25 protein-coding genes are annotated in these 26516 nt (G+C 69.5%); 9 read left to right on the top strand and 16 right to left on the bottom strand.

All coding sequences use genetic code 11. From position 1 onward, the window contains the following. Positions 1-284 precede the first annotated feature (284 nt). Together DKM19_RS25620 and DKM19_RS25615 are read left to right on the top strand one after the other, a co-directional pair. Positions 285-1427 carry a cation diffusion facilitator family transporter gene (locus tag DKM19_RS25620; protein WP_110698947.1) on the top strand — a complete coding sequence of 381 codons (1143 nt, stop codon included), beginning with the start codon at positions 285-287 and terminating at the stop codon, positions 1425-1427. A 548-nt stretch (positions 1428-1975) separates the two neighbouring features. Continuing rightward, positions 1976-2794, top strand: a complete 819-nt coding sequence (locus DKM19_RS25615) for a hypothetical protein (RefSeq protein WP_162641750.1) — start codon at positions 1976-1978, stop codon at positions 2792-2794. Between the two features lie 88 nt (positions 2795-2882). Here DKM19_RS25615 and glsA read toward each other — a convergent pair whose 3' ends face one another. After that, positions 2883-4517, bottom strand: a complete 1635-nt coding sequence (glsA, locus tag DKM19_RS25610; RefSeq protein WP_110698945.1) for a glutaminase A — start codon at positions 4515-4517, stop codon at positions 2883-2885. Between the two features lie 282 nt (positions 4518-4799). After that, complete coding sequence (locus DKM19_RS25605) at positions 4800-5099, bottom strand: DUF1416 domain-containing protein (RefSeq protein WP_110698944.1); 300 nt, start codon at positions 5097-5099, stop codon at positions 4800-4802. A 560-nt stretch (positions 5100-5659) separates the two neighbouring features. Between DKM19_RS25605 and DKM19_RS25595 the strand changes: the two genes are divergently transcribed. After that, positions 5660-6973, top strand: a complete 1314-nt coding sequence (locus tag DKM19_RS25595) for an aminotransferase class V-fold PLP-dependent enzyme (protein WP_110698943.1) — start codon at positions 5660-5662, stop codon at positions 6971-6973. 156 nt (positions 6974-7129) lie between these two features. Here DKM19_RS25595 and DKM19_RS25590 read toward each other — a convergent pair whose 3' ends face one another. The 4 genes from DKM19_RS25590 to DKM19_RS25575 form a co-directional block, all read right to left on the bottom strand. After that, positions 7130-8404 (bottom strand): MFS transporter, encoded by a 1275-nt coding sequence (locus DKM19_RS25590; protein ID WP_110698942.1) that lies wholly within the window; start codon positions 8402-8404, stop codon positions 7130-7132. Continuing rightward, entirely contained in the window at positions 8401-9543 is a 1143-nt protein-coding gene (locus DKM19_RS25585) for a PLP-dependent cysteine synthase family protein (protein WP_110698941.1), read from the bottom strand. The genes DKM19_RS25590 and DKM19_RS25585 overlap by 4 nt, the downstream gene beginning before the upstream one ends. Before the next feature lie 114 nt (positions 9544-9657). Then, complete coding sequence (locus tag DKM19_RS25580; RefSeq protein WP_110698940.1) at positions 9658-10113, bottom strand: hypothetical protein; 456 nt, start codon at positions 10111-10113, stop codon at positions 9658-9660. A 105-nt stretch (positions 10114-10218) separates the two neighbouring features. After that, positions 10219-11127, bottom strand: coding sequence for an NmrA family NAD(P)-binding protein (locus DKM19_RS25575; RefSeq protein ID WP_110698939.1), 909 nt, complete (start codon positions 11125-11127; stop codon positions 10219-10221). Positions 11128-11218: 91 nt separating this feature from the next. Between DKM19_RS25575 and DKM19_RS25570 the strand changes: the two genes are divergently transcribed. Continuing rightward, positions 11219-11851 carry a TetR/AcrR family transcriptional regulator gene (locus tag DKM19_RS25570; RefSeq protein WP_162641748.1) on the top strand — a complete coding sequence of 211 codons (633 nt, stop codon included), beginning with the start codon at positions 11219-11221 and terminating at the stop codon, positions 11849-11851. A gap of 184 nt (positions 11852-12035) precedes the next feature. Here DKM19_RS25570 and DKM19_RS25565 read toward each other — a convergent pair whose 3' ends face one another. Continuing rightward, complete coding sequence (locus DKM19_RS25565) at positions 12036-13628, bottom strand: penicillin-binding transpeptidase domain-containing protein (RefSeq protein ID WP_162641747.1); 1593 nt, start codon at positions 13626-13628, stop codon at positions 12036-12038. 146 nt (positions 13629-13774) lie between these two features. Continuing rightward, positions 13775-14422 (bottom strand): TetR/AcrR family transcriptional regulator, encoded by a 648-nt coding sequence (locus DKM19_RS25560; RefSeq protein WP_239513585.1) that lies wholly within the window; start codon positions 14420-14422, stop codon positions 13775-13777. Between the two features lie 117 nt (positions 14423-14539). Here DKM19_RS25560 and DKM19_RS25555 point away from each other — a divergent pair, with 117 nt between their 5' ends. Together DKM19_RS25555 and DKM19_RS25550 are read left to right on the top strand one after the other, a co-directional pair. After that, entirely contained in the window at positions 14540-15451 is a 912-nt protein-coding gene (locus DKM19_RS25555; RefSeq protein WP_110698936.1) for an NmrA/HSCARG family protein, read from the top strand. Further along, positions 15448-16326: a TIGR03620 family F420-dependent LLM class oxidoreductase gene (locus DKM19_RS25550; RefSeq protein WP_239513584.1), complete on the top strand. Its 879-nt coding sequence runs from the start codon at positions 15448-15450 to the stop codon at positions 16324-16326. Before DKM19_RS25555 ends, DKM19_RS25550 begins: the two co-directional genes overlap by 4 nt. An 18-nt stretch (positions 16327-16344) precedes the next feature. Here DKM19_RS25550 and DKM19_RS25545 read toward each other — a convergent pair whose 3' ends face one another. The 4 genes from DKM19_RS25545 to DKM19_RS25530 form a co-directional block, all read right to left on the bottom strand. Beyond that, a complete protein-coding gene (locus tag DKM19_RS25545) occupies positions 16345-17490 on the bottom strand; it encodes a cysteine desulfurase family protein (protein WP_110698935.1) in 1146 nt (381 codons plus the stop codon). Positions 17491-17714: 224 nt separating this feature from the next. After that, the gene (locus DKM19_RS25540; RefSeq protein ID WP_110698934.1) at positions 17715-18656 is read right to left on the bottom strand and encodes a D-2-hydroxyacid dehydrogenase family protein; all 942 of its coding nucleotides are present in this window, start codon (positions 18654-18656) and stop codon (positions 17715-17717) included. Between the two features lie 150 nt (positions 18657-18806). Then, a complete protein-coding gene (locus tag DKM19_RS25535; protein WP_110698933.1) occupies positions 18807-19529 on the bottom strand; it encodes a phytanoyl-CoA dioxygenase family protein in 723 nt (240 codons plus the stop codon). A 193-nt stretch (positions 19530-19722) separates the two neighbouring features. Further along, the gene (locus DKM19_RS25530; protein WP_162641746.1) at positions 19723-20421 is read right to left on the bottom strand and encodes a dienelactone hydrolase family protein; all 699 of its coding nucleotides are present in this window, start codon (positions 20419-20421) and stop codon (positions 19723-19725) included. A 171-nt stretch (positions 20422-20592) separates the two neighbouring features. Between DKM19_RS25530 and DKM19_RS49735 the strand changes: the two genes are divergently transcribed. Further along, the gene (locus tag DKM19_RS49735; RefSeq protein WP_162641745.1) at positions 20593-20754 is read left to right on the top strand and encodes a hypothetical protein; all 162 of its coding nucleotides are present in this window, start codon (positions 20593-20595) and stop codon (positions 20752-20754) included. Positions 20755-20824: 70 nt separating this feature from the next. Here the strand turns inward: DKM19_RS49735 and DKM19_RS25525 are convergent, their stop codons facing one another. The 3 genes from DKM19_RS25525 to DKM19_RS25515 all read right to left on the bottom strand — a co-directional run bounded on the left by DKM19_RS25525 (position 20825) and on the right by DKM19_RS25515 (position 23417). Next, on the bottom strand, positions 20825-22462 hold the full coding sequence (locus tag DKM19_RS25525) for an L-lactate permease (protein WP_110705971.1): 1638 nt from the start codon (positions 22460-22462) through the stop codon (positions 20825-20827). Positions 22463-22683: 221 nt separating this feature from the next. Next, on the bottom strand, positions 22684-23103 hold the full coding sequence (locus DKM19_RS25520; RefSeq protein ID WP_110698931.1) for a hypothetical protein: 420 nt from the start codon (positions 23101-23103) through the stop codon (positions 22684-22686). A gap of 83 nt (positions 23104-23186) precedes the next feature. Continuing rightward, complete coding sequence (locus DKM19_RS25515; protein WP_110698930.1) at positions 23187-23417, bottom strand: hypothetical protein; 231 nt, start codon at positions 23415-23417, stop codon at positions 23187-23189. A 178-nt stretch (positions 23418-23595) separates the two neighbouring features. Here DKM19_RS25515 and DKM19_RS25510 point away from each other — a divergent pair, with 178 nt between their 5' ends. Next, on the top strand, positions 23596-24744 hold the full coding sequence (locus tag DKM19_RS25510; RefSeq protein ID WP_110698929.1) for a sensor histidine kinase: 1149 nt from the start codon (positions 23596-23598) through the stop codon (positions 24742-24744). Continuing rightward, a complete protein-coding gene (locus DKM19_RS25505) occupies positions 24741-25430 on the top strand; it encodes a response regulator transcription factor (RefSeq protein WP_110698928.1) in 690 nt (229 codons plus the stop codon). The genes DKM19_RS25510 and DKM19_RS25505 overlap by 4 nt, the downstream gene beginning before the upstream one ends. Here DKM19_RS25505 and DKM19_RS25500 read toward each other — a convergent pair. Then, positions 25427-26338, bottom strand: coding sequence for an SGNH/GDSL hydrolase family protein (locus tag DKM19_RS25500; protein ID WP_162641743.1), 912 nt, complete (start codon positions 26336-26338; stop codon positions 25427-25429). The genes DKM19_RS25505 and DKM19_RS25500 overlap by 4 nt on opposite strands. Between the last annotated feature and the right edge of the window lie 178 nt (positions 26339-26516).

Here is a 26516-nt window from a genome sequence, read left to right as displayed (position 1 = left end):
ATATATCTCCCGAAACGGGTTGATGCGAAGGATGTTCGCATCGCACCGTGAGGGAGGAGTTCGAGGGTCGGACGTTGAGTGCCACGCAAAATTCCTGCCGGGCCACCGCCGTCGCCGGGTGGACGGGGCCGACGCATCGAGCATGTCGCGCGAGATCGCTCGCGTGGAAACTCATGGAAAATGCCGTAATCCATACTTTATGGATTGGCTGAATGTGCGCCGACGAGGAATTTACCCGTGGCGAGATCTGGCAATAAGTAAATGCTTTCTCTACGCTCCGTCATATGAGCGACCATGACGGGCATGGACACGGGCCCGTCACACCCGCGGAAACGCGGCACCACGAGTCCGGGTCACATCGCAGGCACGGGCACGGGCATGGGCATGGGCACGCCGTCTCGGCCGACGCCGATCGCCGCTACCTGACCGCCGCCCTGGCCCTGCTGATCGTCTTCATGGCGGGCGAGGTCGCCGTCGGACTCGCCGCGCAATCCCTGGCCCTGATCTCCGATGCCGGGCACCTGCTCACCGACTCCGCCTCGATCGTGTTCGCCCTGGTGGCGATGCGCCTGGCCACCCGCCCGCCACACGGCGGCTTCACCTACGGACTCAAACGCGCCGAGATCCTCTCGGCCCAGCTCAACGGCGCCACCCTCCTGCTGCTGGCCGGATTCTTCCTCTATGAGGCGATCCGGCGCCTCCTGACCCCGGCCGAGGTCGACGGCACCCTGGTACTGATCACCGCCCTGATCGGCATCGTCGTCAACCTCGCCGCCACCTGGCTGCTCAGCAGAGCCGACCGCTCGAGCCTCAACGTCGAAGGCGCCTTCCAGCACATCGTCAACGACCTGTACGCGTTCATCGCCACCGCCCTTTCCGGGCTGGTCGTCGCCCTGACCGGCTTCGTCCAGGCCGACGCCATCGCCACCCTGATCGTGGCCGCGCTCATGCTCAAGGCCGGCTACGGCCTCATCCGCGAGACCGGACGGATCTTTCTGCAGGCCGCGCCGTCCGGGCTGGTCCCGGCGGAGATCGGCGCCCGGCTGGCGAGCCAGCCCGAGGTCGCCGAGGTCCACGACCTGCACGTGTGGGAGCTCACCTCCGGCTACTCCTCGCTGTCGGCGCATGTGTTCGTCCGCCCCGAAGGCGACTGCAACGCGGTCCGGCGCCGCCTTCAGGGCCTGCTCGCCCGCTGTTACGGAATCACCCACACCACCCTCCAGGTCGATCCCGCGCCAGAGGACGCGGTGGGCGGAAGCGAGTGTGTCGATGCCGGTCACTGCACCGATCCGCACGGCCCCCACTACCTGTCCCCGCGCGGCGGGCGACCCGCTTCTCCCCGCGATGCGAAAGGAAGTCGAGGTGATGAGGGCGGCCACGTCGGAGGAAGCGAGCCGGCCGCGCAGGGACCGGAGAATACGGGCTGACTCTCCGAAGGGCCCGGTCTCACCTGTCCTTCCGGCGAGAGTGGCCGACGCGCCATGGTAATTCGGAATTGACACCCCATTTAAGCCCGAAATATCAATATAAAGACCCCTGCCATCGCGTTGCGTTATGCATGGGAACGCGTTTTCGGCTCGCTTTTTGGGGAATCGAGAAAACGCAGAGATCTCGGATAATGGAAAGGTTGACCGGAGGTCGCCCATGGAGCGGATTCCCAGCGACGCTTCCCCTCGCGCACGTCACTATGCGGATTTTTCTCATGAAAAGATCACGATTCCATCGGAAGACTGCGTGACCAGAGCGCTCGACGAGTTCGGGCGGCAGGGCGGACGGCACTGCGAGGAGGGCTCTCCGGCGGCTGGCGCGGAACAACTAAAAGGCCTCACACGACATCGCCCGGGTTGAGTGATGTCGTTCGGGAAGTATCCGGCCGGCTGGGACGGTAAAGAATGACGGCATCTCCGGCGGTGAACGCAACCCGCCGAGCTCCATCCTCGGTCTTCCGCTGTCAGCTTGATAAGGGGTGCTGAAAATGCTGCCGGCATGTTGGACGCAGGCCACGCGGCCGATGCTGGAGGCAGGAGATTCTCCTGGAACCGGGGCCTGGATCGCCGTGATACTGATCTCGGTGTCGACGCTCGCGGGGGCGTGGCTCGCGCGGCGCGAGTCCACGCGACTGGCGGTCCGGCTGGCGATCGCCTCCGCGATGATGATGATCATCGCCCTCACGGACATGCTTCCCGACGCCTGGCAGGACGCGGTCGAGACCGGGGTGCCCCTCTGGGTGGTCGGGATCGCGGTGGCATTCGGCTTCCTGGTCATCACCTACTTCACCCGTAAAGGATGCGCGTGCCCGTCCGACTCCGGCAGGAGCCCCGTCGGCCTGTACGCTCCCGGCGGTCACCGCCGCCTGAAGGAGACGGTCAGCGCGGCACTGTTCGGAGGAATGGGAACCGCCGCCGCGCTGACCACCCATCGGGCCCTCGAGGGCGCGACTCTGGCGCTGACCGCTTCGACCGTCGTGGTCATCGCCCTGATGGCGCACTCCGCCAGCGAAGGGCTGGCACTCGCCGCACTGCTGGACCTGGCCGGCCAGCGCCTCGCGCCCTGGCTTGTCGTCGCGTGCGTGAGTCCGGCGGTCGGCGTCGTCGTCGCCACCTTCAGTCCCCTGCCCGGCCAGGTGGTTCCGGTGCTGCTCGGGATGGTGACCGGCGTGCTGCTGCGCACGGCGATAGTCGGCCTGAAACTGGCCGCGGGCAGGCAGGAGAACGGCCGGCTGTCGAGAGGACAGCTGGTGATCGCCACCACCGTGGCGATCACGATGGGAGTGCTCCTCGCGATGGCCCGTTAGGCCTTCCCCGGAAGCCGAGTGGCCGAGGACGGGCCTGCGGCTGATCTCGCCTTCAGAAGGCGGGCCAAGGTGGTTCGGAGGTGCCGCCTCAGGCGGTCCGCCTCTCGGTGGAAGGAGACGCCACGACGGGATCGATCCACTGCTTCAAAGCCTCCATGACCTCGGCGTGACCTCCCCGCTCGGCATCGGTGAGCGGGATCCCGCCCCAACGATCCCTGGCCTCATGATCGGCACCTCGCTCCAGCAGATAGGTGACGAGATCGAGGTGTCCCTCGGCCGCCGCCAGGTGGAGCGCCGTACGGCCGTCATAGTCGGCGGACCGGGGGGATACCCCGGACGCCAGCAGAGCACGCACGCCTTCGAGGTCGCCGGTGCTGGCCGACCAGAGGAGCCTGATCGTGCCGTCCACCGCGGCCTGGTTCTTCTTCAGGCGGGGGTCGCGCTTGCCTTCCCTGTCGCTCTGTACGAGCGAGTCGTACGTGTGGAAGTTGTACTTTTCGACCAGTTGCCGGCAGAACTCGATGCCACGCACGGAGTTCCCGTGCCCGTCCAGCCGTGGCGACCAGATGGCGATCCCCATCACCTTGGGGATGACCACCATGAGCGCACCGGAGACCCCGCTCTTCGCCGGCAGGCCGATGGTGAAGGCGAACTCGCCGGAATAGTCGTACATCCCGCAGGAGGACATGAGGGACAGGCACTTCTGGACGGAGCCGGTCGAGAACACCCGGTCGTTGGACAGGGGCACAACCCCGCCGTTGGCCAGCGTCGCGGCGGCCGACGCCAGAGCGTCGGCGTGGAGCTCTATGGAGCAGCACTGGAAGTAGAACTCGAGGGTCTCGACCAGGTCGGTGTCCTGCGGGAACGCCTTGTGCTCCCGCATGAAATAGCCCAATGCGAAATTGCGGTCGGCGGTCTGTCTCTCGGAGAGGTAGACGGCGTTGTTGAATCCGACGGGCCTGCCACCCGACAGTCTCTGCCAGGTGGCCGCGACGTAGTCGAAGCGGTCCGCGATGTCGAGGTCCGGTTTGATGAGCGAGCAACTCATGATGGCACCGGAGTTGATCATTGGGTTGTGCGGGAGCCCGTCTCCGTTGAGTGACAGCTCGTTGAATCCGCGCCCGCTCGGTTCCCGCCCCACATGCCGGTGGACCGTCTCGGCCCCGTGTTCCTCGAGCGTGAGCGAGTAGTTGACCGGTTTGCAGACTGACTGCACGCAGAAACCCACGCTTGAATCCCCGATGCTGAACCGCTGGCCGTCCACCGTGCACACCACGATGGCGAACTGCTCGGGCGGCACCCGTTTCAGCTGGGGAATGTAGTTGGCCACCTCGCCACGTCTCTCCGGCAGCAGGCTCTCGTAGATTCCGGTGATGTCCGCGGTGAAGGAGGAGAAGTCCGGAATGGCGAGGTCGCCGGTGATCGCACGAGCCGGCAGCCCTCCACTTTGCTGACACAGCTTCGCGAACCGGGCATAGTCCAGTTGCCCGCCCGTATCCGCCTCCTCCAGCGAGTCGAAGGCGTCCACCATGCGCGGATCGTCGGGTGTGATGCCCGCCTGCTGGAGCCGGGCGATCATCTCGATGCGGGAGATGTGACCCCGGGCGTCCTTCTTGAAAGAGTCGAAAAGCTTCCGGTATCCGCCTGATTCCTCGGAGGCGAAGTCCCGGACCCTCCAGGCCGTGTCGGTGACGACGGCGACCCGGCCGTTCGATGCTTCCATGAGTGTGTCCTTTCGCTGTCGTCCGGGTATGGCGATCCCGCCACATCCGGCGCCGCGACGTACCGCTCTCGGAGGCGTCGCGCAGGACCGGGCATGGCTTCCAACGCTGCCACCACGATCCGAGCGCACCCGGAATGACCAGGTAGCCGTCCCGATCGGACTGTTCTTGCTCCTCTCACGCGATGTCGAAACCGGTGTGTGGAAGGCCGGCGCCCCGCAGCGGGGACTCCGGTCCTCCGCTGATGCCGTCCGGCCGGAAACGGCCCGGCTATCAGGCGATGGTCAGAGGATGACCTGGACATGGGAGATCTCACCGGGGCGAGCCTCCACCGAGACGTCCTTGTGGACGCCACCACCCGCGATGACGCGGACGATCCAGGATCCAGGTGAGGCGAAGAACCGGAAGGTGCCGTCATCGGACACCACCAGCTCACCGGTGAACTCACCGGAGTGATCCAGCAGACGGGCATAGGACCTGCCCGCGCATATCACGACCCCCTGGATGACCGCCTGGGCCGTCAGATCCATCTCCGGCGGAAGCGCGACGGTCTGCTCCCGTGCGGTGCGACCCTGAGCGGACATCAACGGGCCTCCCCCGATTCGAGGCGCACGCCGGCAGGCGAGCCGTATCCGGTCCATGAACCGCCGTAGTTCTTCGCGCCGGTCTGGCCGAGGGCCTCGTGCGACACGACCAGGTACGGGCGGAACGCTCGCCGATGCGGCAGCGGGCGATGGTGTCCTTGCCGGAGCCGGAACGCTCGCCGGTGTGGAGCGGGCGGAACTCGTCGTCGGCCGGGGGCCGGAATGCGGCAGTCCTGCTCGCGCGGGAGTGGTGGCCTCACGCCGTGGGCGCCGGAACTCACCAAGGAGATTCTCGCTGTCCATTTTTCTTACGGTAGGAGGGAAGCCTGCCGGCAGGGAGGTCGTATTACACCCAGGAGCGGTCCTCACTGTCGGCGGGCATCCCGGCCAGTGGTCACGCCCGATGCCCATCGCGTCCGGCGCTCGCCGCGCCACGCCCGAGCAGCCCGAATGCGCATCCCCAGGTGGTCACCTCACCCACACTGGGACTCAATCACTGCAAAAGGTCCGGGGGCTCCGCCGTGTCGTGGGCTCTCACCGATCCATGGGGGAGAGGTTCGATGACCCTGTCGAGACGTGCGATGGTCGCTGGGCTCGGCGCGCTGGCCGCCCCCTTCGTGCCGCCGCCGCCGGCCCCGCGGCCGGTGGCTCCCGGACCGCCGGCCGTTCCCGCCGGGCGGACGCCCGACCAGCTCGCCCGGGACGAGGGCTTCTGGTCCGCCGTGGCCCGGCAGTACCGGGTCAGCCCGGACTTCGTCAATCTGGAGAACGGCTACTACGGGATCATGCCCGAGCCGGTGCGCCTCACCTACCACCGCAACGTCGACCACCTCAACGAGGTGAACTCCCGCCTGCTGCGCACCACCTACAAGGACCAGGCCGATGAGGTCAGGCAGCGCATCGCGACCCTCCTCGGCGTCTCCATGGGGGAGATCGCCCTCACCCGCGGTGGCACCGAGGCCCTGCAGAACCTGATCGCCGGCTACCGGCGGCTGCGCCCGGGCGACGCGGTGATGTACACCGACCTCGACTATCACAGCGCGCGGTACGCCATGAACTGGCTGCGCGATCGGCGGGGCGTGCGGGTGGAGCGGATGGTCGTCCCCGAACCGGCGACCCGCCAGGCCGTGCTGGACGCCTACGCCAAGGCGCTGCGCGACCGCCCTCGGGTGAAGCTGCTCCTGCTCAGTCACATGAACAACGTCACCGGTCTGGTGCTGCCGGTACGGGAGATCGTCGCGATGGCCCGTGACAGGGGAGTGGACGTGATCGTCGACGCCGCGCACTCCTGGGGACACCTTGACTTCACGATGGACGACTTCGGGGCGGACTTCGCCGGATTCTCCCTGCACAAGTGGATGGGGGTTCCGCTGGGAGCGGGTTTTCTCTACATCAAGAAGGGCCGTCTGCCCGACATCGACCTCGCCTTCGCCGATGAGACCTATCCCGGCGACGACATCCGCTCGCGGGTCCACTCCGGCACCCTGGACGTCGCCCCCGTCCTCACGGTGGGCGCGGCCCTGGACTTCCACGACGCCCTCGGCGGCGCGGTCAAGCAGTCGCGCCTGCGCTTCCTGCGTGACCGCTGGGTCCACCAGGTGCGCGACCTCCCGAACCTGGAGATCCTCACCCCCGAGGACCCCGCCATGTATGGCACGATCACCGCGTTCCGGGTGGCCGGGCACATCTCGGAAGCCGACAACGTCGCCATCGCCAAGGAGCTGTTCGACCGGCACCGGATCTTCACGGTGCGCCGCGGCGGACCGGTCAAGGGTGACTGCGTACGGGTGACGCCCGCGCTGTTCACCTCCCGAGATGACGTCGACCTGCTCGCCACGGCGTTACGCGGCATCGCGTCGCGGATGCGCGGCTGAAGCGGCGGGCGGCCCGGAACCGGATGCGCGGCCGAAGGGTCGGGCGGTCCGGAGCGCGCAGGCCCGGACGGAGGGCCCGGCGCGCACGGGTTCCCGGCCGGTGGCCGTGCGCATGCCGGCCGGGAGCGCGTGCGAGGTCAATGAGGTCTATGGCGTCTATACAGCCACCGGCGCCTCGGGTGAGGCCGCCAGGCGTCCCGACCGGTCCAGGGCGCGCACGGCCGCCGCGCATCCCATGCCGATCAACGCCATGACCAGCCACGGCAGGCTCGGCAGGCCTGTCGAGCCGCCGAGGTCCAGCGCCCAGCCCGACAGCAGGTTGCCCGCGGCCACACCGATGCCGGCCAGGGTGCTGTAGAGCCCGTAGTAGGTGGCCACCATGTGCGGGCCGCCGACGGTGACGATGGTCGCCATCTCGAACGGATAGATGATCATGATGGCCAGGCTGAGCAGCACCGCCGTACCGAGGACCGGCAGAAGCAGGAGCGCGTGGGCGATGCCGCCGGCCGGGACGGCGGCATCGCCCACCAGGGGCGCGGCCAGCGCGAGCGGGACGAAGGCCAGTCCCATCAGGACGAGCCCCCTGCCGATGGCCTCGGGCGGGCGCCACCGCCGGGCCGCCCAGGCCGTCACCCGGGCCTGGCCGGAGATGGTCAGCAGGCCGGAGACCACAAAGATGAGGGTGACCCCGAGTTCGCTGCCCGTCACCCGGCGAACCTCCAGCGGCAGGCCGAGATAGACCTGGAAGCTCAGCACGTACGAGCCGATCATGGCCAGGGAGAACAGCAGGAAGGGGCGGTTGGCGATCACCTCGCGCCAGTCGAGCAGCACTCCGCGTTTCTCCCGCGCCCGGGGATGCTCCCGTGACGGCAGGGCGCGCGTCTGGGCGATCGTCAGGCCGGCGAACAACAGCCCTGCGGTGAGGCAGACGAGTTTGAACGCCAGGCCGTTGAGCACCAGGCCGATGAGGGGCCCGATCAGGACGCCGAGCTGGGCGAAGACGTTGAACGCCGCGAAGGCCTCGACCTTGCGGGCCCCCGCCTCGTGGGCGAGATAGGCCCGTACGGCGGGGTTGAACAGGGCCCCGGCGAATCCGGTCAACGCCGAGGCGACCACCAGCATGGCGATGGAGTCGGCCACGGCGAGAAGGAGGAACGCGACGGTGCGCAGCCCGCACCCGGCGATGATCATTGGTTTGCAGCCGAGCCGGTCGGCGAGGGTCCCCCCGACCAGGAACATGCCCTGCTGGCTGAGGTTGCGGATGCCGAGGATGAGACCGACCAGTGCCGCCGGCAGCGCCAGGGTGCCGGACAGGTGACCCGCCAGGTAGGGCATCAGCATGTAGAAGCCGACGTTGATGGTGAGCTGGTTGACCAGCAGCAGTTTCACCGGCCGGTCGAAGGACAGCGCCAGAGCCAGCGTGCTTCTCACCGCGGTGTCCCTTCGGAGACGAGGGGAGGCCGCAGGCCTGCGACCGGGTCGATCACGGTCGTACAGCGCGTCCAGCGGGTCAGCTCGCGCTCCGCCGGATGATCGATCTCCTCCGGGGCCGTCGCCGCGGGCGAGCCGAGAAGATCATGCGCGACGCAGTAGTCGTCGTTGAACACCGTGTCGAAGTAGCGGTGGGGGCCGTCGGGAAAGATCGCCGCTATCCGCGTGTGGCTGGGCAGCGTGCGAGCCAGCCACGAGGAGACCAGGGCCACCGCCCCGACGCTCCAGCCGCCGGTGGCGTACCGCAGCGCCGCCAGGCGCCGGCAGGCCCAGACCGCTTCCGGCGGCGCGACCCAGTGGACCTCGCTGAACAGCTCGTACGCCACGTTGCGCGGATGGATGCTGCTGCCCAGGCCGCGCATGAGCCGGGAGCGCGCGGGCTGCCCGAAGATGGTCGAACCGATCGTGTCGACGCCGACGAGCCGCAGGTCGGGATAGAACCGCCGCAGCGCGCGGAAGACTCCGGCGCTGTGGCCGCCGGTGCCCACGCTGCACACCAGGACGTCGATCCGCCCGAGCTGGCCGGCCAGCTCCGTCGCCAGCCCCGCATAGGCCGTGACGTTGTCGGGGTTGTTGTACTGGTCCGGGCAGTAGGCGTCCGGATGCTCACCCAGCAGTTCGCGCACCCGCTCCCGGCGCGCCTGCTGCCAGCCGCCCACCGGGTGCGGCTCGGTGACGACCACGACGCGGGCTCCGTAGGCCGACAGCAGGCGGCGCATCAGCGGTTCCATCCCCGGATCGGTCACCAGCGTCACCGGGTGGCCGTGCACGATGCCGGCCAGCGCCAGGCCCAGGCCGAAGGTCCCGCTGGTGGACTCCACGATGGGCGCGCCCGGCCGCAGCTCGCCGCGATCGCGCGCCCTGTCGACGATGTAGAGCGCGGGGCGGTCCTTGATCCCCCCGGGGTTGCTGCCTTCCAGCTTCGCCCAGAAGCCGCGTCTCTGCCCCGAGGCGATCTCCGGGACCCAGAGGACCGGTGTGTTGCCGACCACGTGCTCGGGGGTGTGGCACGTGTTTCCGGTGATCATCTGGCTGAGCGGAGGAGTATCGATCTGTGGTGCGTTAAGTGTGTATGTCATGATCCGTTTCCCATGGGTTGCGAGGTGGTCGACGCACTTCTGGGCATGCGGAGGCGACGGCTCATGCCGATCGGGTCGAGCGGTGAGTCGTTCGCGAGCCTGCCCGCGGGGCGGCTATATACGGGAAACGGATTTGAGGAGCAGCAGCTCTGCTCCGGGAGGCAGACAGGCCGGTCGCGAGGAGCGCCGTGCCGGTGCCGACGACGCCGTCGCGGCTGTCTCGCCGGCGATCAGATCGCCGATGGCGTGCCCGCTGGGAAGCGGGACGCGCACGTTGACGATCGGCGACCCGGCCGCCGCGCCGCACAGGCTGTGATCATCGCCGGCGGGAAGCTGGGGGCACGGTGCGCCGCCCCGGAACACCGCCGTGACGACTGCGGCATGGAGTTCGGCGGCCGTGCCGCAGTCGGCCGCGGGCTGTTCCGTGCCGTGCTCGGGGAGGGGCGCCGGATGGGCGGTCGTGAGGACGCACGACCCGAGATGCAGCAACACGACGATGCCGAGCACGGCCAGGCACACCGCGGAGAGAACGCCTCCGCGCTGTGCCAGCCGCCGCATCGATACGATCATGACGGCAAATCTATATTACGCTCCGTGGCGACTCACTACGGGGGGTGACTTTTGCGCCCTCTGGGGCGGCGGCCGTTTCGCCGTCGCGGTGACGCTCCCGGCACGTCAGGGGGCGAGGAGGGCGTCTCGGTTGCGGATCGCCCAGTCCGCGAGGTGCACCGGCGGCCGGCCGAGGAGATCCTCGATCGTCGAGGTCGTCACCGCGCCGTAGTCCAACCGGCCGTCGTAGGTCTGCTGCACCCACTCGAGGACGCTGGCCGCGTACGTCGCCTCCATGAACGACGGCACGGCGCGGTCACCCGAGAGCGTCGCGCGCCGCAGGTCGTCCGGGGTCATGACCTGGGCCGTGATGGTCTCATCGAGGGCCCGGCTGAGGACGTCCGCCGCCTGGACGCCGTTGAGGACGTCGGTGGACATCCAGTAGCCCTTGCCGGCGTGGATCTCCGGGCCCTCGGCGAGGACCTTCGCCGCGACCGCCGCGAGGTCGTCGCCGGCGATCCAGCCCGTCGGCTTGTCGCCCATCGGCCAGGGCAGACGTCTGTCGCGCACCCGGAGGCTGGTCAGGAGGTTCTCCATGAACATGTGCGGATGCAGATGGGTCCAGGCGAGGCCGCTTCCCTCGATGTAACGCTCCACCAGCTCGTGCCAGGCGAAGTGCGGGTCGGTCGAGCGCCCGTCCCCGAAGACGCCGAGGTGGACGACGAACCCGACGCCGGCGTCGACGGCGGCGTCGACGACGGTCTTGGTCTGGTGTGTCATGGCGCCCGTGTAGCCGGCCATGAGGAACAGCCGGTCGACGCCCTCCAGCGCGGCCGGGAAGGTGCGCGCGTCGTCGAGGTCGAGGTGCACCGCCGCCCGTCCCTCCTTGCGCCATCGCTCGACCGTCGCCTGGTCGCGTGAGGCGCGGACCACCTCCACCGGGGCGGAGGACGCGTCCAGCGCGGCCGCGGTCCCCCCTCCGGTGAGCCCGCTCGCGCCGAGCACCAGCACTCGCGTGCCGCTCCGGTCCTTCATGTCCGTCTCCTTCTCGCCTTACGACAGTGGTTGCTGTCGAATGTTACGATAGTCATCGCTGTCGTAAGGTCTGTCAAACGAAGGAGGACGCTTGCGAACATGGGCCGCGGACGACCCGAAGGCGGGGTTGATGGGGCGCAAGCGCGGCGTGATCATCGATGCCGCGTTGCGGGCGTTCCTCGATGAGGGATATGCCGGAAGCTCGGTCAACCGGATCGCGGCGAGCGCGGGCGTGTCCATCAAGACCCTGTACCGGCACTTCGACGACAAGGACGACCTGTTCGTCGCGGTGATCCAGGACGCGTGCGCCATGGTCGCGAGTGCGACGGACCCGCCCTGGTTCGACCAGCCGCCGCTGGAGGGGCTGGCGGAGGCAGGAGGCGAGCATCTGCGATATTTCCTGGCCGACGACCAGCTGGCGCTCTACCGGGTGGTGACCCGGGAGTCGCAACGCTTCCCCGAGCTGGGACGGCGCTACCGGCGGGACGTCGCGGGACACAGCCTCACGCTGCTGACCCGCTACCTCGAGCGCTGGCCGGCCGCCCTGCGTGAGAAGATCGGCGATCCCGGCCGCGCCGCGCACCGGTTCGGGGCGTTGCTCCGCGACGACATCTTCGAGACGGTCCTGCACGGCGGTCCCGTCCCGGACGGAGGGGAGATCGACCGGCAGGCCCGTGACGCCGCGGCCGACCTCCTCGTCCTCGTCGAGGCCGGAAGACTCTGAGGCATCCGGCCTCGTCGTGCCACGAACCCGCATCGAGCAGGGTCGCGAACCCGTATCGAGCGGGGCCGTGATCGAGGTGCGAGCCACAGGGCGACCGGGGCCGTGACCGAAGTACTGAGCCGTACTACCGCCGGAATCGTGATCGGGACAGCGGGCCGTACCGTGGCCGGGGTGCCGAGCCGTGCTACAGGGCGTTCAGGAACCTCGCGGCGATCGGCGCGGCCACCTTGCCGCCGGCGCCGCCGTTCTGGACGAACACCGCGAAGGCCAGGGAGCCGCGGTAGCCGATGAACCAGGCGTGGTCCTCCGCGCCCGCGACCTCGGCGGTGCCGGTCTTGCCGAAGGTCTCCGGCGGGAGGCCGGCCTGGGCGGCCGTGCCCTGGGTGACCACGGCGCTCATCATCGTCCGCAGACCGACGGCCACACCCTCGTCCAGCGGCACCGGCGGCGGCGAGCCGGCGGGGGGCTCGGCGGTCATGATCGCGGGCCTCCAGACGCCGCTCGCCACCGCGGCGGCGACCTCGGCCATGCAGAGCGGGCTGGCCTGCGCCGAGTTCTGGCCGATGGAGTCGGAGCCCAGCTCGTCCGGGCTCCCGTACGGCTGTATCCGGCAGGAGCTCAGGCCGGGCTTCTCCCGGAACCCGAACCGGTCGGCGGCCTCGGCGCGCAGCCGGTCGTCGCGGAGCCGCTCGTAGGTCTGCTGGACGAAGGTGGTGTTGCAGGAGAGCGCGAAGGCCGTGGTGAGGGTCACGGTGCCGTGGTCGGTGCCATCGGAGTCGGTGAAGGTCCTGGCGTTCGGGATGGTGTAGGTCGCCGGGCACGCGACCGGTGACTCCGGGCTCAGACCGCTGCGGAGCAGTGCGGCCGCGGTCACCACCTTGAACCCCGAGCCGGGCGGGTAGAGGCCGTTGAACGCACCCCTGCCGCCCAGTGTGTCCGCCACCGCGCGGACCTGGCCGGTCTGGACGTCCACGGCCACGATCGCGGCGGGCCGTTCCGTACCGTCCAGAGCCCGGGCGGCGGCGGCCTGCACGGACCGCGAGATCGTGCTCCGGGTTTTTATGGGAGGAAGGGGCGGGGAGGCCAGCATCACCCGGCCCGAGTTCGTCTCCTCCAGGGACAGAACGACCGCGGTGCCGCCCAGCCCGGTGACGTAGTCGCCCGCCCTGCTGTCGCGGGGGAACAGCAGGCCCTCGCGGGTCAGCGTGGCCGGCCTGCGGACCTGGGCCTCTTTGAGCCGCAGGCTCTCGCCGTCCTTGAGCGAGGGGTGCAGCGTCTCGGGAGACCAGAGCACCTTCCAGGCGCCGGCCCGCAGCCCCAGGCGCAGGGCTGAGGAGAACGTCCACCGGCCGAGCCCCGCGACCTCCCGCACTCCCTGGAAGGACATCTCGGCCGCCTCCTCGCTCTGGCGGCGCAGCCGGCCCGGGGTGAGGGACAGCGACGAGACCCGCAGGTCGGCGTCGAACGATCGGTGCCGCTCGGCGAAGTCCGCCGGGGGATCGGCGACCAGGGCGGTCATGGAGGAGATGTCATGGGCCTGCCAGGCGGCGAAATACCTCGTCGCGGTCAGCTCGGGGCTCTCCTGCGGGGGCGACGAAGTGGGCGTGGGCACGGGCACCGGAGTGGACGCCGGCGCCTCGGCCACCTCGGCGGAGATCGTGGGCGACGGCGACGGCGCGGCCACCACGGCACCCGGGGAGGTCGTCACCCCGTACACGCCGAAAGCGATGATCGCGACCGTCGAGGCGATCAGCGCGATGAGCCATCGACGACGCATTATCGCGTGCTCCCTCTGGGTTTCCATGGGCGCATACCAGATAAAAGATCATAAAGGCTGCAACCAGGGGTGAGCCAGGCGATTCGGTAAACCTGTCCGTCAAACCGTATGGCAGGGGCAGGCGGCACGGAAGGCGAAATTCCGTGTCACGTGTTCCGCGAGCCCCCGCCTCGGGTGCGGGCGGGGCCGGTCACCGGGACTCCGTGGGGGCGCACTCCGTCGAGGGCGAGGGTGAGCAGCCGGTCGGTCTCGGCCGCGCCGGCGGTTTCCCGCTCGGCGGCCAGCGAGATGGCGCTGACGAGTTTGAGCAGATCGGCGATGGCGACCTCGGGACGTACGGCGTGCGCCTGACGAGCGCGCGTCAGGAGCTCGCCGCCGGCATCAATGATCATCGTGTGGCAGGTGGTGCCCAGCGTCGGGTCGCCGTCGCGGGCGCCGCGCATCAGCGACGCCGCCAGGCCGCGGTTGGAGGCGGCGTGTGCGCCGACGGCGCGGAGCCAGGTGACCAGCGCGGACCCGGGATCGGGGGAGGCGGCCAGGTCGCGCGCCTTCGCGCAGAGGATCTCCACCCGGTCGCGGAAGACGGCCTCCAGCAGCGCCTGGCGGGAGGGGAAGTGCCGGTGCAGGGTGGCCGAGCCGACTCCGGCGTGCCGGGCGATCTCCTCCAGGGAGGCCTCGGCCCCGTGCTCGGCGATGGCCGTTCCGGCCGCGGCGAGGATCCGGTCACGGTTACGGCGCGCGTCGGCGCGCATCGATCGCCCGGCCGGAACCGGTGCGGCGCTGCCCTGGGTCACGGGACCTCCGGTGGACTTGCAAAACGGGGTGGTCCTCCATATCGTACCGGAATGTAAACGGAAGGCCACCCCACTTATGGGTGGCCCTACCGGTGCGACCGAACCTCAGGAGAGACCGTGGACACGGGAAAGACCATCGTGGTGGTGGGAGCGACCGGCCTGCAGGGCCGCGTCGTGACGGCGCATCTGCTCGCCGGCGGCTGGCGGGTGCGGGCGCTGACCCGCGATCCGGACGGCACGCCGGCGAAGGCACTGGCCGAGGCGGGTGCGCGGATCGTGCGCGGCGAGATGGACGACCTCGCCTCCCTGACCGCGGCGGCCGAAGGCGCCTACGGCGTGTTCAGCGTCCAGCCCACCGTCGGCTCTCCCGGCACCGCGCCGGGCTTCGCCGCCGACGACGAGGTTCGCTGGGGTGTCAACGTGGCCGAAGCGGCGCGCGCCGCCGGCGTCCGGCACCTCGTCTACACCTCCGTCGCGGGCGCCGGTCGCCACGACAGCGAGCGACTGCCGCGGAACACGGTGAACAAGTGGCGGATCGAGCGGCACATCGCCGGGATCGGCCTGCCCGCGACGATCCTGCGGCCGGCCTCCTTCATGGAGAACTACACCGGCGGCTACCACCTGCACGACGGCACCGTGGCCACCGCGTTCGAGCCCGACGTGCCGCAGCAGATCATGGCCGTCGACGACGTCGGCGCCTTCGCCGCCCTGGCCTTCGCCCGGCCGGACGAGTGGATCGGCCGGGCGATCGACCTGGCCGGGGACGAGCTGACCCCCCGGCGGATCGCCGAGGCCATCGGGGAGGCGATCGGGCGGCCCCTGCCGTACGTGCGGATTCCGATCGAGGCGATCCGGCAGGTCGGCGAGGATTTCGCGTTCGCCTACGAGTGGCTCAACGAGCGTGGCTACCGGGCCGACATCACCGCCGCGCGACGGCTCCATCCCGGCCTGATGGACTTCCACACCTGGCTCGGCAGGACCGGCGCGGCCCGGATCACGGCGTTCCTCGCCGGAGGGCAGGACGCGTGAGCGACCACAGGCCCGACCTCGGACGCGTCGGGATCTGGGCGGGCGACCTCGACAGCCATCCCATGGCCGGCGTCCGCGACGCCGTGGCGGCGATCGAGGACGCCGGCTACGGAACGCTGTGGTTTCCCGAGACGACCGGCCGGGAGGCCATGGCGCAGGCCGCCGTCCTGCTGTCGGCCACCCGGCGAATCACGGTGGCCGCCGGCACCGCCGACATCTACGCCCGCGACGCGGTGACCACCGCCGCCGGGCAACGCACCCTGGACGAGGCGTTTCCCGGACGTTTCCTGCTCGGACTCTGGGAGAGCCATCCCAGCCTCGCCGAAGACATCCGGGGCCACCGCTTCGGCCCACCGCCGACGACCATGCGCGCCTACCTGGACGCGATGGACGCCGCCCCGTTCGGGCCGCCGGCATCGGCCCCGCCGCGCCGGGTGCTCGCGGCGTTGGGCCCCGACATGCTCGAACTCGCAAAAAGGCGGGCCTGGGGCGCGCACCCGTTGGGCATGCCGGTCGAGCACACCGGGAACGCCAGGGCCGTGCTCGGGCCGGACGCGCTGCTGGCCGTCGCCCAGCTCGTCATCCTGGACCCGGACCGCTCGAACTCCGCCGGCCTGGCCCGCTCCTACGCCGCCGCACTCCTGCCCAACCGGCGCGCGCTGCTGCGCGAGCTGGGATTCGAGGACGTCGACTCCCTGGACGACCGGCTTGTCGACGCGCTGGTGGTCCGCGGGAGCGCCGACGACATCGCCCACCGCGTCGAAGAGCACCTCGACGCCGGGGCCGACCATGTGAGCCTCTACGTGCTCACGGCCACACCCCAGACCCCGCCCATACGCCAGTGGCGTGAACTCGCCGCGCGGCTCCTGGCCTGACGCCGCCCGGAAGGCGGCTCAGGTGGTGGCCGGCACGCGGGTCAGGACGTCCACGGCGCGGTCGATGTCGCCGATGTCGCTGAAGCGGCCGATGCCCAGGCGGATGGTACGGGCCGCCTGGTCGGGGGTGAGCCCGATGGCGGTCAGCACCGCCGAGGGTGCGCTGTGGCCGGTGTGGCAGGCGGCCTGGGCGGAGAAGGCCAGTTCGGGGGTGGCGGCCATCAGTTGCGCGGCGGTGAGGTGAGGCAGGGTGAGGCTGAGGTTGCCCGGCAGACGGTGGACGAGCGAACCGTTGATCCGCAATCCGGCCCACGCGGCGGTAAGCCCGTCGAGGAGCAGCCGGCGCAGGGACAGGATTCGGGTGGCGTCGGCGTCGTGCTCGGCCAGGGCCAGAGCGGCGGCGGCGCCGAGGGCGACGATGCCGGCCACGTTCTCGGTGCCGGCGCGCAGGCCGTGCTCCTGCCCGCCGCCGATGAGCTGCGGCAGCGGAACGGGGGCGCCGCTCCGGACGTACAGGGCGGCGACCCCCTTGGGCGCGTACATCTTGTGGCCGACGACGGTGAGCAGATCGACGCCGAGGGCCGCGACGTCGACATCGACGGTGGCCGGGCTCTGGGCGGCGTCGGTGTGCAGCGGGATGCCGCGCTCGCGGGTGAGGGCGGCGAGATCGGCCAGTGGCTGCAGAGTGCCGATCTCGTTGTTGGCGTGCATCACCGACACCAGGATCGTGCCCGGTTCGAGGGCGCGTTCGAGGTCGGCGGGCTCCAGGCGCCCGTCGGTGCCCACGGGGACGCGGGTGACACGGAACCCGGAGGCGGCCAGCCGGTCACAGGTGGCCTGGGTCGCGGGGTGCTCGATGGCGGTGGTCACGATGTGCTCGCCCCGGCCGGCGGCGCGCAGGGCGTGAGCGGTGCCGGTGAGGGCGAGGTGATTGCTCTCGGTGCCGCAGGAGGTGAAGACGATCTCCTGCGGTTCGCGGGCGCCGATGAGCGCGGCCACCTGCGCGCGGGCGGTCTCGACCGCGGCGGCGGCGGTGCGGCCATAGGCGTGGGCACTGGAGGGATTGCCGAACTCGCCGGTCAGGTAGGGCAACATGGCCTCGACCACGCGGGGGTCGACCGGGGTGGTGGCCTGGTAGTCCAGGTAGATCGGCCGGCTGCTCATCGATCCTCCAGGGTGCGGCGAGGCGGTGATGGAAACCTGGCTGGTGTGGCCTGCCGGCATCGGGATCACGCCGACGTCAACGCGGCGAAGAACCTTCGAGATACGCCGCAGGGCAGTGCGGTGGCTTGCCGTTGGGCGGGCCGGTGAACAGCGAACCTCAACGTGACCTCCTCCTTGTGGGGTGGTCGCCGTTGGAATCCCCTGCCTTCAGGCAAGGGAGGATGTCAATCCATGACGCGGATCGGGTTCCCCGACTGGAACGCGGCGATGTCCTCGACGGCGTCACGGTAGAAGATCTCGTAGCCCTCGCGGGTGACGTACCCGACGTGCGGGGTGAGCACGGTGTTGCCCAGCGCGCGCAGAGGATGATCGGCCGGCAGAGGTTCGGTGTCGTAGACGTCGAGCGCCGCGCATGCGATCTTCTTGCGCCGCAGGGCGTCCAGCAGGGCGTCCTCGTCGACGATCGGCCCGCGGGAGGTGTTCACCAGCATCGCCGTCGGCTTCATCGCGGCGAGTTCCGCGGCGCCGACCAGTCCGCGACTGCGGTCACCGAGCACGAGGTGGATCGAGAGCACGTCGGCCAGGGCGAACAGATCCTCCTTGGGCACCGCCGTCACGCCGTGTTCGGCGGCTTTTTCGGTCGTCAGGTTCTGGCTCCAGGCAACGGTCTCCATGCCGAAGGCCTGGCCGATCCTGGCGACCTGCGCGCCGAGTCTGCCGAGGCCGAGCAGCCCGAGGGTCTTGCCGTTCAGGCCGGTTCCGACGCCGACCTGCCAGCCACCGTCGCGCATGGACCTCACCTCGGCGGGGAGGTTTCTGGCGGCGGCGAGGATCAGCGCCCAGGTGAGCTCGGCGGTCGGATATCCGATGGATCCGGTCGTGGACACCACGATGCCGAGTTTCCGTGCCGCGTCGACGTCGATGGCGGCGTTGCGTGCCCCGGTGCTCACCAGCAGCTTGAGAGCGGTCAACCGGGCCAGCAGTTCGGCCGGGAACCTGGTGCGCTCACGCATCGCGACGAGCACGTCGAAGCCGGCGAGTCGCTTGACGACCTCGTCGGCGTCGGCGAACGGTTCGGTGAACACCTCGATCTCGGCGTCGAGGGAGTCCCAGTCGGCAAAGCTCAGCGCGACGTTCTGGTAGTCGTCAAGGATCGCGACCTTCATGCCAGTCAAGTTACTACGGCGGTGTTCGCCGGACCCGCCTCGCCCCCCGGGCTTCGGCATGGTGCCGTCAAAATTCGTTCGGATCCTTCTCCGAGGCCGTCTGCCAGACTCAGACGGACGAAAGTCACACCCTGGAGACGCGGGCGCTTCCTACAGTACGGCGCGTGCCAGGGCGTTACCCTCGCCCGGAGTGACCGGCGCGGTCAGGAACACCGGCATCTGGGCCATGAAACGCGGTCGCGTCCCCCGGTGCTCGTCGGCCGCGTGCACGGTCAGCGGGTGAACCAGGTACATGTCGCCCGGCTGCCCGGTCGCGTACGCCGTCGGCCGGTTTTCAGAAGCCGCGTCCAGCAGCGGCCCGGCCTTGAACGGGTCGAGCACCTGCTCACCCAGCACCCCGACGGCGTCCCGCTGCGAGCCCACCCTGATGCGGGTCGGCGCGTCGTCGTCCCCCACGTCCGACAGCAGCACCAGCAGCAACATCGCCTCCGGCCGCCCCGACACGGCCCACGAGCCGTCGGGCCGGGCCACGGAGGCGTCGATGTGCCAGCCCCGATCGTCGGCCGGCGCCACACGGGGGAAGCGGATCGGCATGTTGCCGAGGGCCCCACGCGGCACCCACCCACCGGGCCCGGCCACCTCGTCCAACGCCTCACGCAGTCGCGGGCTGCCCATGAGCTCCCCGAAGGGTCCGTGGCCGGTCAGGTCGGCGGCCCAGACCACGGGCTGCCGCCAGCCGGAGGGGTCGTCGGGCGACAGGCCGATCTGCTGCCAGACCAGCGCCCTGGCCGCGTCCCCGACCTCCCGGGGTACGGCCGCCTCCAGCTTGACGAACCCTTCGGCAACAAAACGGTCGACATCCACAATCGCCATACGAGCACCATAACGACGCCGTCCACCGATTTTCCGGACGCTATCCCTGTGGGCATTAAGGCATAAATCGCTCATATGACCATAAAGAACCCTCTCGGGTCGGCCACCTTCGGCGGCTCGCGCCGCCTCCTTCCGCGCCGTCGGCCGAGCGCGCGTGCCCCGCGCCGCCCGCGCTCGGCGAGTCTGAGCACTCTTAAGAGGCCAGCGCCTCGGCCAGGAACGCGCCGGTGGCGGCGAAGGAGCGCTCATCGGTGAGCGGGTCGTAGGCGACACCGGGCATCGCGCCCGCTACCGCGTGCTTGTGCGTAAAGCCGTGCATGGCGGTGCCGTAGACGACGAGCTGCCAGTCGGCCTCGGCGCGATTCATCTCGTCGGTGAACGCGGCGACGTCGTCCATGGGAACGTGCGGGTCCAATGCCCCGTGGCAGACGAGTATTTTCGCCGCGACGGCGCCGGGCTCCGCGGGCTTGCCGGTTGCGAGGCTGCCGTGGATGCTCACGACGCCGGCAAGGTTCGCACCCGACCGCGCCAGCGTCAGCGCGGCCATGCCGCCGAAGCAGAAACCGACGACGGCCACGTCCTCGCCGGCCTCGGGGCAGAGGGAGAGGGCCGCCAGGCCGGCCTGGCCCCGGCGGACGAGGAGCGCCGGGTCCTCGCTCAGGGCGGTGACGCATGCCATCACCCGCTCCCGGTCGCCCGCGACGCCGTCGCCGTACATGTCGCAGGCGAGGACGGTGTAGCCGAGCTCCGCGTAGCGACGCGCCTGCTCCCGTGCGTGTTCGTCGAGGCCGGCGCCGCCGTGGATGAGGAGTATTCCGGGTTTCGGGCTGTCCTGCGCCTCATCCCAGTGGAGCTGTCCGGTCAGCCGGACATCGAGGTCGTTGTAGGGCACGTCGCGAGTCGCGATCTTCGCGCGAGAAGCGGGCCGCGGGGGAGAACTTGGCTTGTCGCTGAGCATGTGACAAACGCTAACACCACAAAACAATTGACTTTCCAAGGATATCATCAATAATTTAATTTGGAAAGAGCAATTGAATTGCGATCCGATATCGATAATGGCCTCGTGGGTTCGGAGAAATGCGGCCTGGTCTTCCGTCTCGGCCCCGACGTCCCGGCCCCGCTCCAGGCCGTCCGCGATATCGAGGTGACCGCGGCCATCTCCATTCGGGTCTCCCCCGACGACAAGCGCGAAGCCTTCGGCAGGCTCGGAGGCGCCCCGGCTTGAATCGACCCGTCGTTGATGCCGGTCCTTGAATTTCGTCGGACGGCTCTTCCGAACGGGCGACCAAGGATCCCTAGAAGACCATCCAGGACAGGACCGAGGCCTGGAGGGCGGACAGGACGCACAGGAAGACGAGGAAGACCAGACTCCAGCCGATGACCCGGCGGAAGATGTCGCCCTCCTTGCCGTTCAGGCCGACCGCCGCCGCCGCGATGACGAGGTTCTGCGGCGAGATCATCTTGCCCAGCACGCCGCCCGAGCTGTTGCCGGCGGCCATGAGGATCTCGGAGAGCCCGGCCTGGCCCGCCGCGGTGACCTGCAGGGCGCCGAAGAGCGAGTTGGAGGAGGTGTCGGAGCCGGTGACGGCCACTCCCAGCCAGCCGAGGATCGGCGACAGCAGCGCGAACGCGGCTCCGGCTCCGGCCATCCAGGTTCCCAGTGTGATCGTCTGCCCGGAGGCGTTCATCACGAAGGCCAGCGCCAGGACCGTCATCACGGTGACGATCGCCCAGCGGAGCTGATGGAGCGCCGTCCCGTAGGCCCGCAGCGCCCGCGGGGCGGAGAGCCTGAGCGCGATCATGGTGATGATGCCCGCGACGAGCATCTGGGTGCCGGGCGTGGTGAGCAGGTTGAGGGTGAACGTGGCCAGCGACAGCTCCTCGCCCTCCGCGTTGAGCAGGTGGAGCCCCGGCCACTTCACCGTGAACGTCGCCCTGTCGAGGAGGCTCTTGACGGCGGGAATCTGGCAGATGACGAACACCGCGATGATGATCCCGTAGGGCGCGTACGCCCGGATGACGTCCGCGCGCGAGTCGGGGTGGGCGACGCGTTCGGCGAACTCGGGGGTCGGCTCGTCGGCCGCGCCGCCCGCGATCACGGCGGGCTTGGTGTACGGATGGCGCGGGCGCCAGACGCGGACCATCGCGACGACGGCGGCGGCCGACAGGAGGGCCGCGACGACGTCGGCCAGTGGCACCGAGATGAAGTTCGAGGTCGCGTACTGCGCGATCGCGAAGACGACTCCGCAGACCAGCGCCACCGGCCACGTCTCCCGCACCCCGCGCAGCCCGTCCACGATGAAGACGAGCGCCAGCGGGACGAACAGCGCGAGGAGCGGAGTCTGCCTGCCCACCATCGCACCGAGGGTGTCGCTCGACAGGCCGGTCACCTTGCCGAGCGTGATGATCGGGGTGGCCATGGCCCCGAAGGCGACGGGCGCGGTGTTGGCGGTGAGCGCCAGCACCGCGGCCTTCAGCGGGTTGAAGCCGAGGGCGATCAGCATGACCGAGGTGACCGCCACCGGCGTGCCGAATCCCGCGAGCGCCTCGATGAGGGCTCCGAAGGAGAACGCGATGATGATCGCCTGGATGCGCTGGTCGTCGCTCACCCGGGCGAACGAGCGCCGCAGCACGTCGAAGTGCCCGGTCGTGACGGTCATCTGGAAGACCCAGATCGCGTTGATCACGATCCAGAGGATCGGGAAGAAGCCGAACGCCGCCCCCTCGGATCCGGCCAGCAGCGTCTGCCCGATCGGCATGCCGTACACCGCGACGGCGATCACGATGGCGAGGGCGAGGGAGACCAGCGAGGCGACCCAGGCGGTCACCCGCAATACGCCGAGCAGCACGAACAGCACCAGCAGCGGTAGCGCGGCGACCAGGGCACTCCAGGCGAGGGAATGGGCGACGGGATCGAGAATCTGCTGGTACACGGCGACCACCTTCGCAGGTGCGTGATTTTCCTGGTGATCGATGAGTTTTATCCTGTTTCGGTCCTCTGTAAAGGTCCCTGTAAAGACCTTTGTAAAGACCCGGAATGATCGCCTCCAGACCGTGACCTTCTCATCACCCGTTCTCTTCTCCGCCTGAGATCGGCTGGGGGAGTTCGTTCCGCGTACGGGGTGCGGCCCTTGGCCACCGGCCTGCCTGAAGATCAGCGGTCTTCCCGCCGGCCGGAGGCGGAGAAGTCGGTACGGGGCCGGCGACTGGCGATGGCGAAGACGGCGGCGAACGATGTCCAGGCGACGACATAGGCGATGGACTGGGCCCACACCGAGTCGATGACGCCGGCGAGAGCCGCCCGGCCTTCGAAGTAGATGATCAGCCCGGCGACGGCTCCGGGCAGGAACCCCCACCATCGCTTCCACCAGACCTCGTGGACGACAAACTCAAAGAAGATCAGGCCGAACGGACCCAGGAGCATCAATTTGACGTACTTGCCTTCTCCGCTGCCGCCGAGGATGGTAATTACGGCCATGACGGCCGCGGCCGCCAGCGCCGTCAGGATGACGGTCTCGTAAAAGGGAGCCGACTCGTCACGAGAATCGATGCCCGAGTCGTCAATGGGGGACATGCGCCCGTCCAGTCGTCACGAACGCGATACCGATCAGGATCGCGATCACGGCTTCTCCGGTCGCGGTTCCGGTGGGCTGAACGTCATGTCGCCCGTCTCTGGATCGAGGCGATGACCACGGCGCCCCCCAGCGTCGCCAGGATCAGGTTCGCGAAGAGTTCGTAGCCGGTGAGGAAATCCAGGCGGGGGAGGATCACACGGTTGAAGAAGTTGAGGAACAGGCCGAAGAGAGGCTGGACGGCCAGGTGGTCGACGGCTCCGCTGAGGCCTTGGAGGATCATGACGATTCCCAGTAATCGGATGAGTTCGCGCATGGTTCAACGCTAGATACCGCCGCTCCGGCGGGGATCGGTCATGGGGATCTCCCACCTCGACCTACGTCGCCGTTCCCGGGCTTTCCGGTCGACGAAAGCATCGCTCGCCGCGACTTTGGTATCGCCCGCCGCTCACGGCGGGCGATGCCTCCCTGCCGCGCCGTAGGCTTTCGGAAGGATGAACAGATCTGCGACCCCCCGGCACGGTCTCCGCGATCGGCTCGTGGACACCGGCCTGTTCCTGCTCGCGGCGGCCTTCGGGGTCCTGACGGCCGCCGAGCGACTTGACGCGTCCTCCCTGGCCGGGCCGCAGTGGCTGTTCAACCTCGACCAGATCACCGGCGTGCTGGGCTGCGCCGCTCTGTGGCTGCGCCGCCGCCGGCCGGTCGAACTCGCCCTGGTGCTGGTGGCCCTCTCGACGTTCTCCGAGATGGTCGCCGGCGCGATGCTGGTGGCGCTGTTCACGGTCGCGGTGCACCGGACGCCGAGAACCACGGCTGCCGTCTTCGTGCTGAGCCTGCTCGCCGGGGTCGCCTTCGTCGTGCTGCGTCCCGACCCCGATGAGCCTCCCTTCCTGCTGTTTCTGCTGGGCGTCGCGATTCAGAGCGCCGTGGTCGGCTGGGGCCTGTTCATCCACTATCGGCGCCGGCTCGTGCTGTCGCTGCTTGATCGCGCGGCCCGCGCCGAGACCGAGACGCGCCTGCGCGTCGAGCAGGCTCAGCATCGCGCCCGCGAGGAGATCGCCCGGGAGATGCATGACGTGCTCGGTCACCGGCTGTCGTTGCTGAGCGTGCACGCCGGAGCGCTGGAATACAATCCCGACGCCCCCTCCGGGGACATCGCCCGCGCGGCGAAGGTGATCCGGGAGAGCGCCCACCAGGCATTGCAGGATCTGCGCGAGGTCATCGGCGTCCTGCGCGCCCCGGTCGGCGAACTGCCTCAGCCCACCTTCGCCGACGTCCCGCAACTCGTCGCCGAGTCGAGCAGCGCGGGGATGCGGGTGGACCTGCGGGATGAGCTCACCGGAACCGTCCCCGACCAAGCGGGCCGCACCGCCTACCGGATCGTGCAGGAAGCCCTGACCAACGCACGCAAGCACGCCCCGGGAGCCGAGGTGCGCGTCCACGTGGCGGGGGAGCCGGAGCAGGGACTGGCCGTCGAGGTGCGCAACACGGCACCCACCACCGCGCCCATGCCCGACGCGGGGGCCGGCCAGGGCCTGATCGGACTGGCCGAACGCGTCGCCCTGGCCGGCGGACGACTTGAGTACGGACCCACCGCCGCGGGTGGCTGGCGGCTGGCGGCCTGGCTACCCTGGCCGCCATGACCACATCGGAACCCCGGACGGTCGGCGTGCTCATCGTCGACGACGACCCGCTGGTGCGCGCCGGGCTGGTGATGATGCTGGGGGGTGCCACCGACATCCGCGTGGTCGCCGAGGCGGGAGACGGCACCGAGGTGCTGCCCCTGGTCGACCGGCACGCCCCCGACGTGGTCCTGATGGACATCCGGATGCCCGTGATGGACGGGCTGGCCGCCACCGAGGCCTTGCGCGCCCGCCGCCACGCGCCGGAGGTCATCATCCTGACCACCTTCGACGCCGACGAACACGTCCTGCGCGCCCTGCGCGCCGGAGCCGCCGGATTCCTCCTCAAGGACACTCCGCCCGACGAGATCGTGACCGCCGTACGCCGGGTGGCCCAGGGCCACCCGGTCCTGTCCCCGTCGGTGACCCGGCGTCTCATCGCCCGAGTCGCCGACGGAGGACAGGACCGGCGCCGCGCTCAGGCCAGGAACCGCCTGGCACTGTTGAACGACCGCCAGCGCGAGGTCGCCGTCGCGGTCGGTCAGGGCCGTTCCAACGCCCAGATCGGAGCCGTGCTCCACCTCAGCGTCCCCACGGTCAAGACCCACGTCTCCGGCATCCTCACCAAACTCGACCTCAACAACCGCGTCCAGATCGCGCTGCTGGCCCACGACGCGGGGCTTCTGGACGACGAGGACTCGGGTTAGGGCTGGGCCGAGCCGGCGAGGACGGGCACCTTGCGCTGGATGAGGTCGGCCATGGCGGCCTGTCCCTGCTGGTTGAGGTGCAGTACGGCGTCCGGGCCCTCCTGCCCGGGCGCGAGTGCGTCGAACCCCCGATAGAACTGAGGCGCGGACTCGCAGAGCGAATGACCCGCGAACTCGGGCTGGAGATTGACCGAGTTCGTGTAAGGGCTGACGAACTGGACGTCGACCCTTTGCGCCTTGGCGGCCAGGGTGGCCAGGCGCAGGGTCACATCCAGCGCACTGGAGACGTTGTTGCCCTGCACGCGTTCTTCGTCGCTGAACACCTGGCTGTCGCAGATCGGGTCCAGCGGCACATTGGCGGCGTTCTCGCCCCGGGTGACCTGCTGGCCGTATCCGGTCACCACGATCTTGGCGTGCGGGCTGCGGGCCTTGATGTCGGTCAGGAGGGAGTTCAGGGCCTTACCCATGCCGGGCAGGCGGCTGAGAATCGCCTTGGTGGGCGCGCCCGTGCAGTCCGCCTGGATGCACACTCCGCCGTATCCGGCGAAGTCGACGTCGGTGGTGCCGATGCTCAGCATCACCACGTCGGTGTCACGACGGAGCGCGTCCAGCTGCGGGGGCTGGTCCTTGAACGTCTGTCCCAGGGTCTTGATGGCCGCGCCGCTGCAGGTGACGTTGGTGAACTGCACCTGCTTGCCACTCTGCCTGAGCGTGTCGACGATGACCGAGGAGTAGGAGTTCTCGCTGCGATAACACGTTCCCTCGGTGCCGGGCCGGTAGTTCCCGGCACCGGTGCCTGATCCGTAGGAGTCGCCCATCGCCACCACGTTCAGCGACGCCGATGAACTGGTCGCGGCGACGGCGACCGGGGCGGTGAGCACACCCAACGCCCCGATGACTAAAACCATGAAGGGTAATCTCATAATGAGATCTTGATGATTCCGGAGCCGGATGTCCATCGCCCGGTTGGAGCCCTCGGACGCGGGGTGACGCCGCGGGGGTGGCCTGCCGGTGCGCTCTTGATGTCGCATGTGAGGTGAGCGCATCGGCAGGCCGGAACAGCGCGGGAAGCCTTCGGCCTGGTCA

Origin of the sequence: Streptosporangium sp. 'caverna', assembly GCF_003203775.1 — a bacterium.
Classification (GTDB): domain Bacteria; phylum Actinomycetota; class Actinomycetes; order Streptosporangiales; family Streptosporangiaceae; genus Streptosporangium; species Streptosporangium subroseum.
Note: the sequence above shows the minus strand (reverse complement) of the source record. Positions and strands in the feature narration are given on the sequence as shown.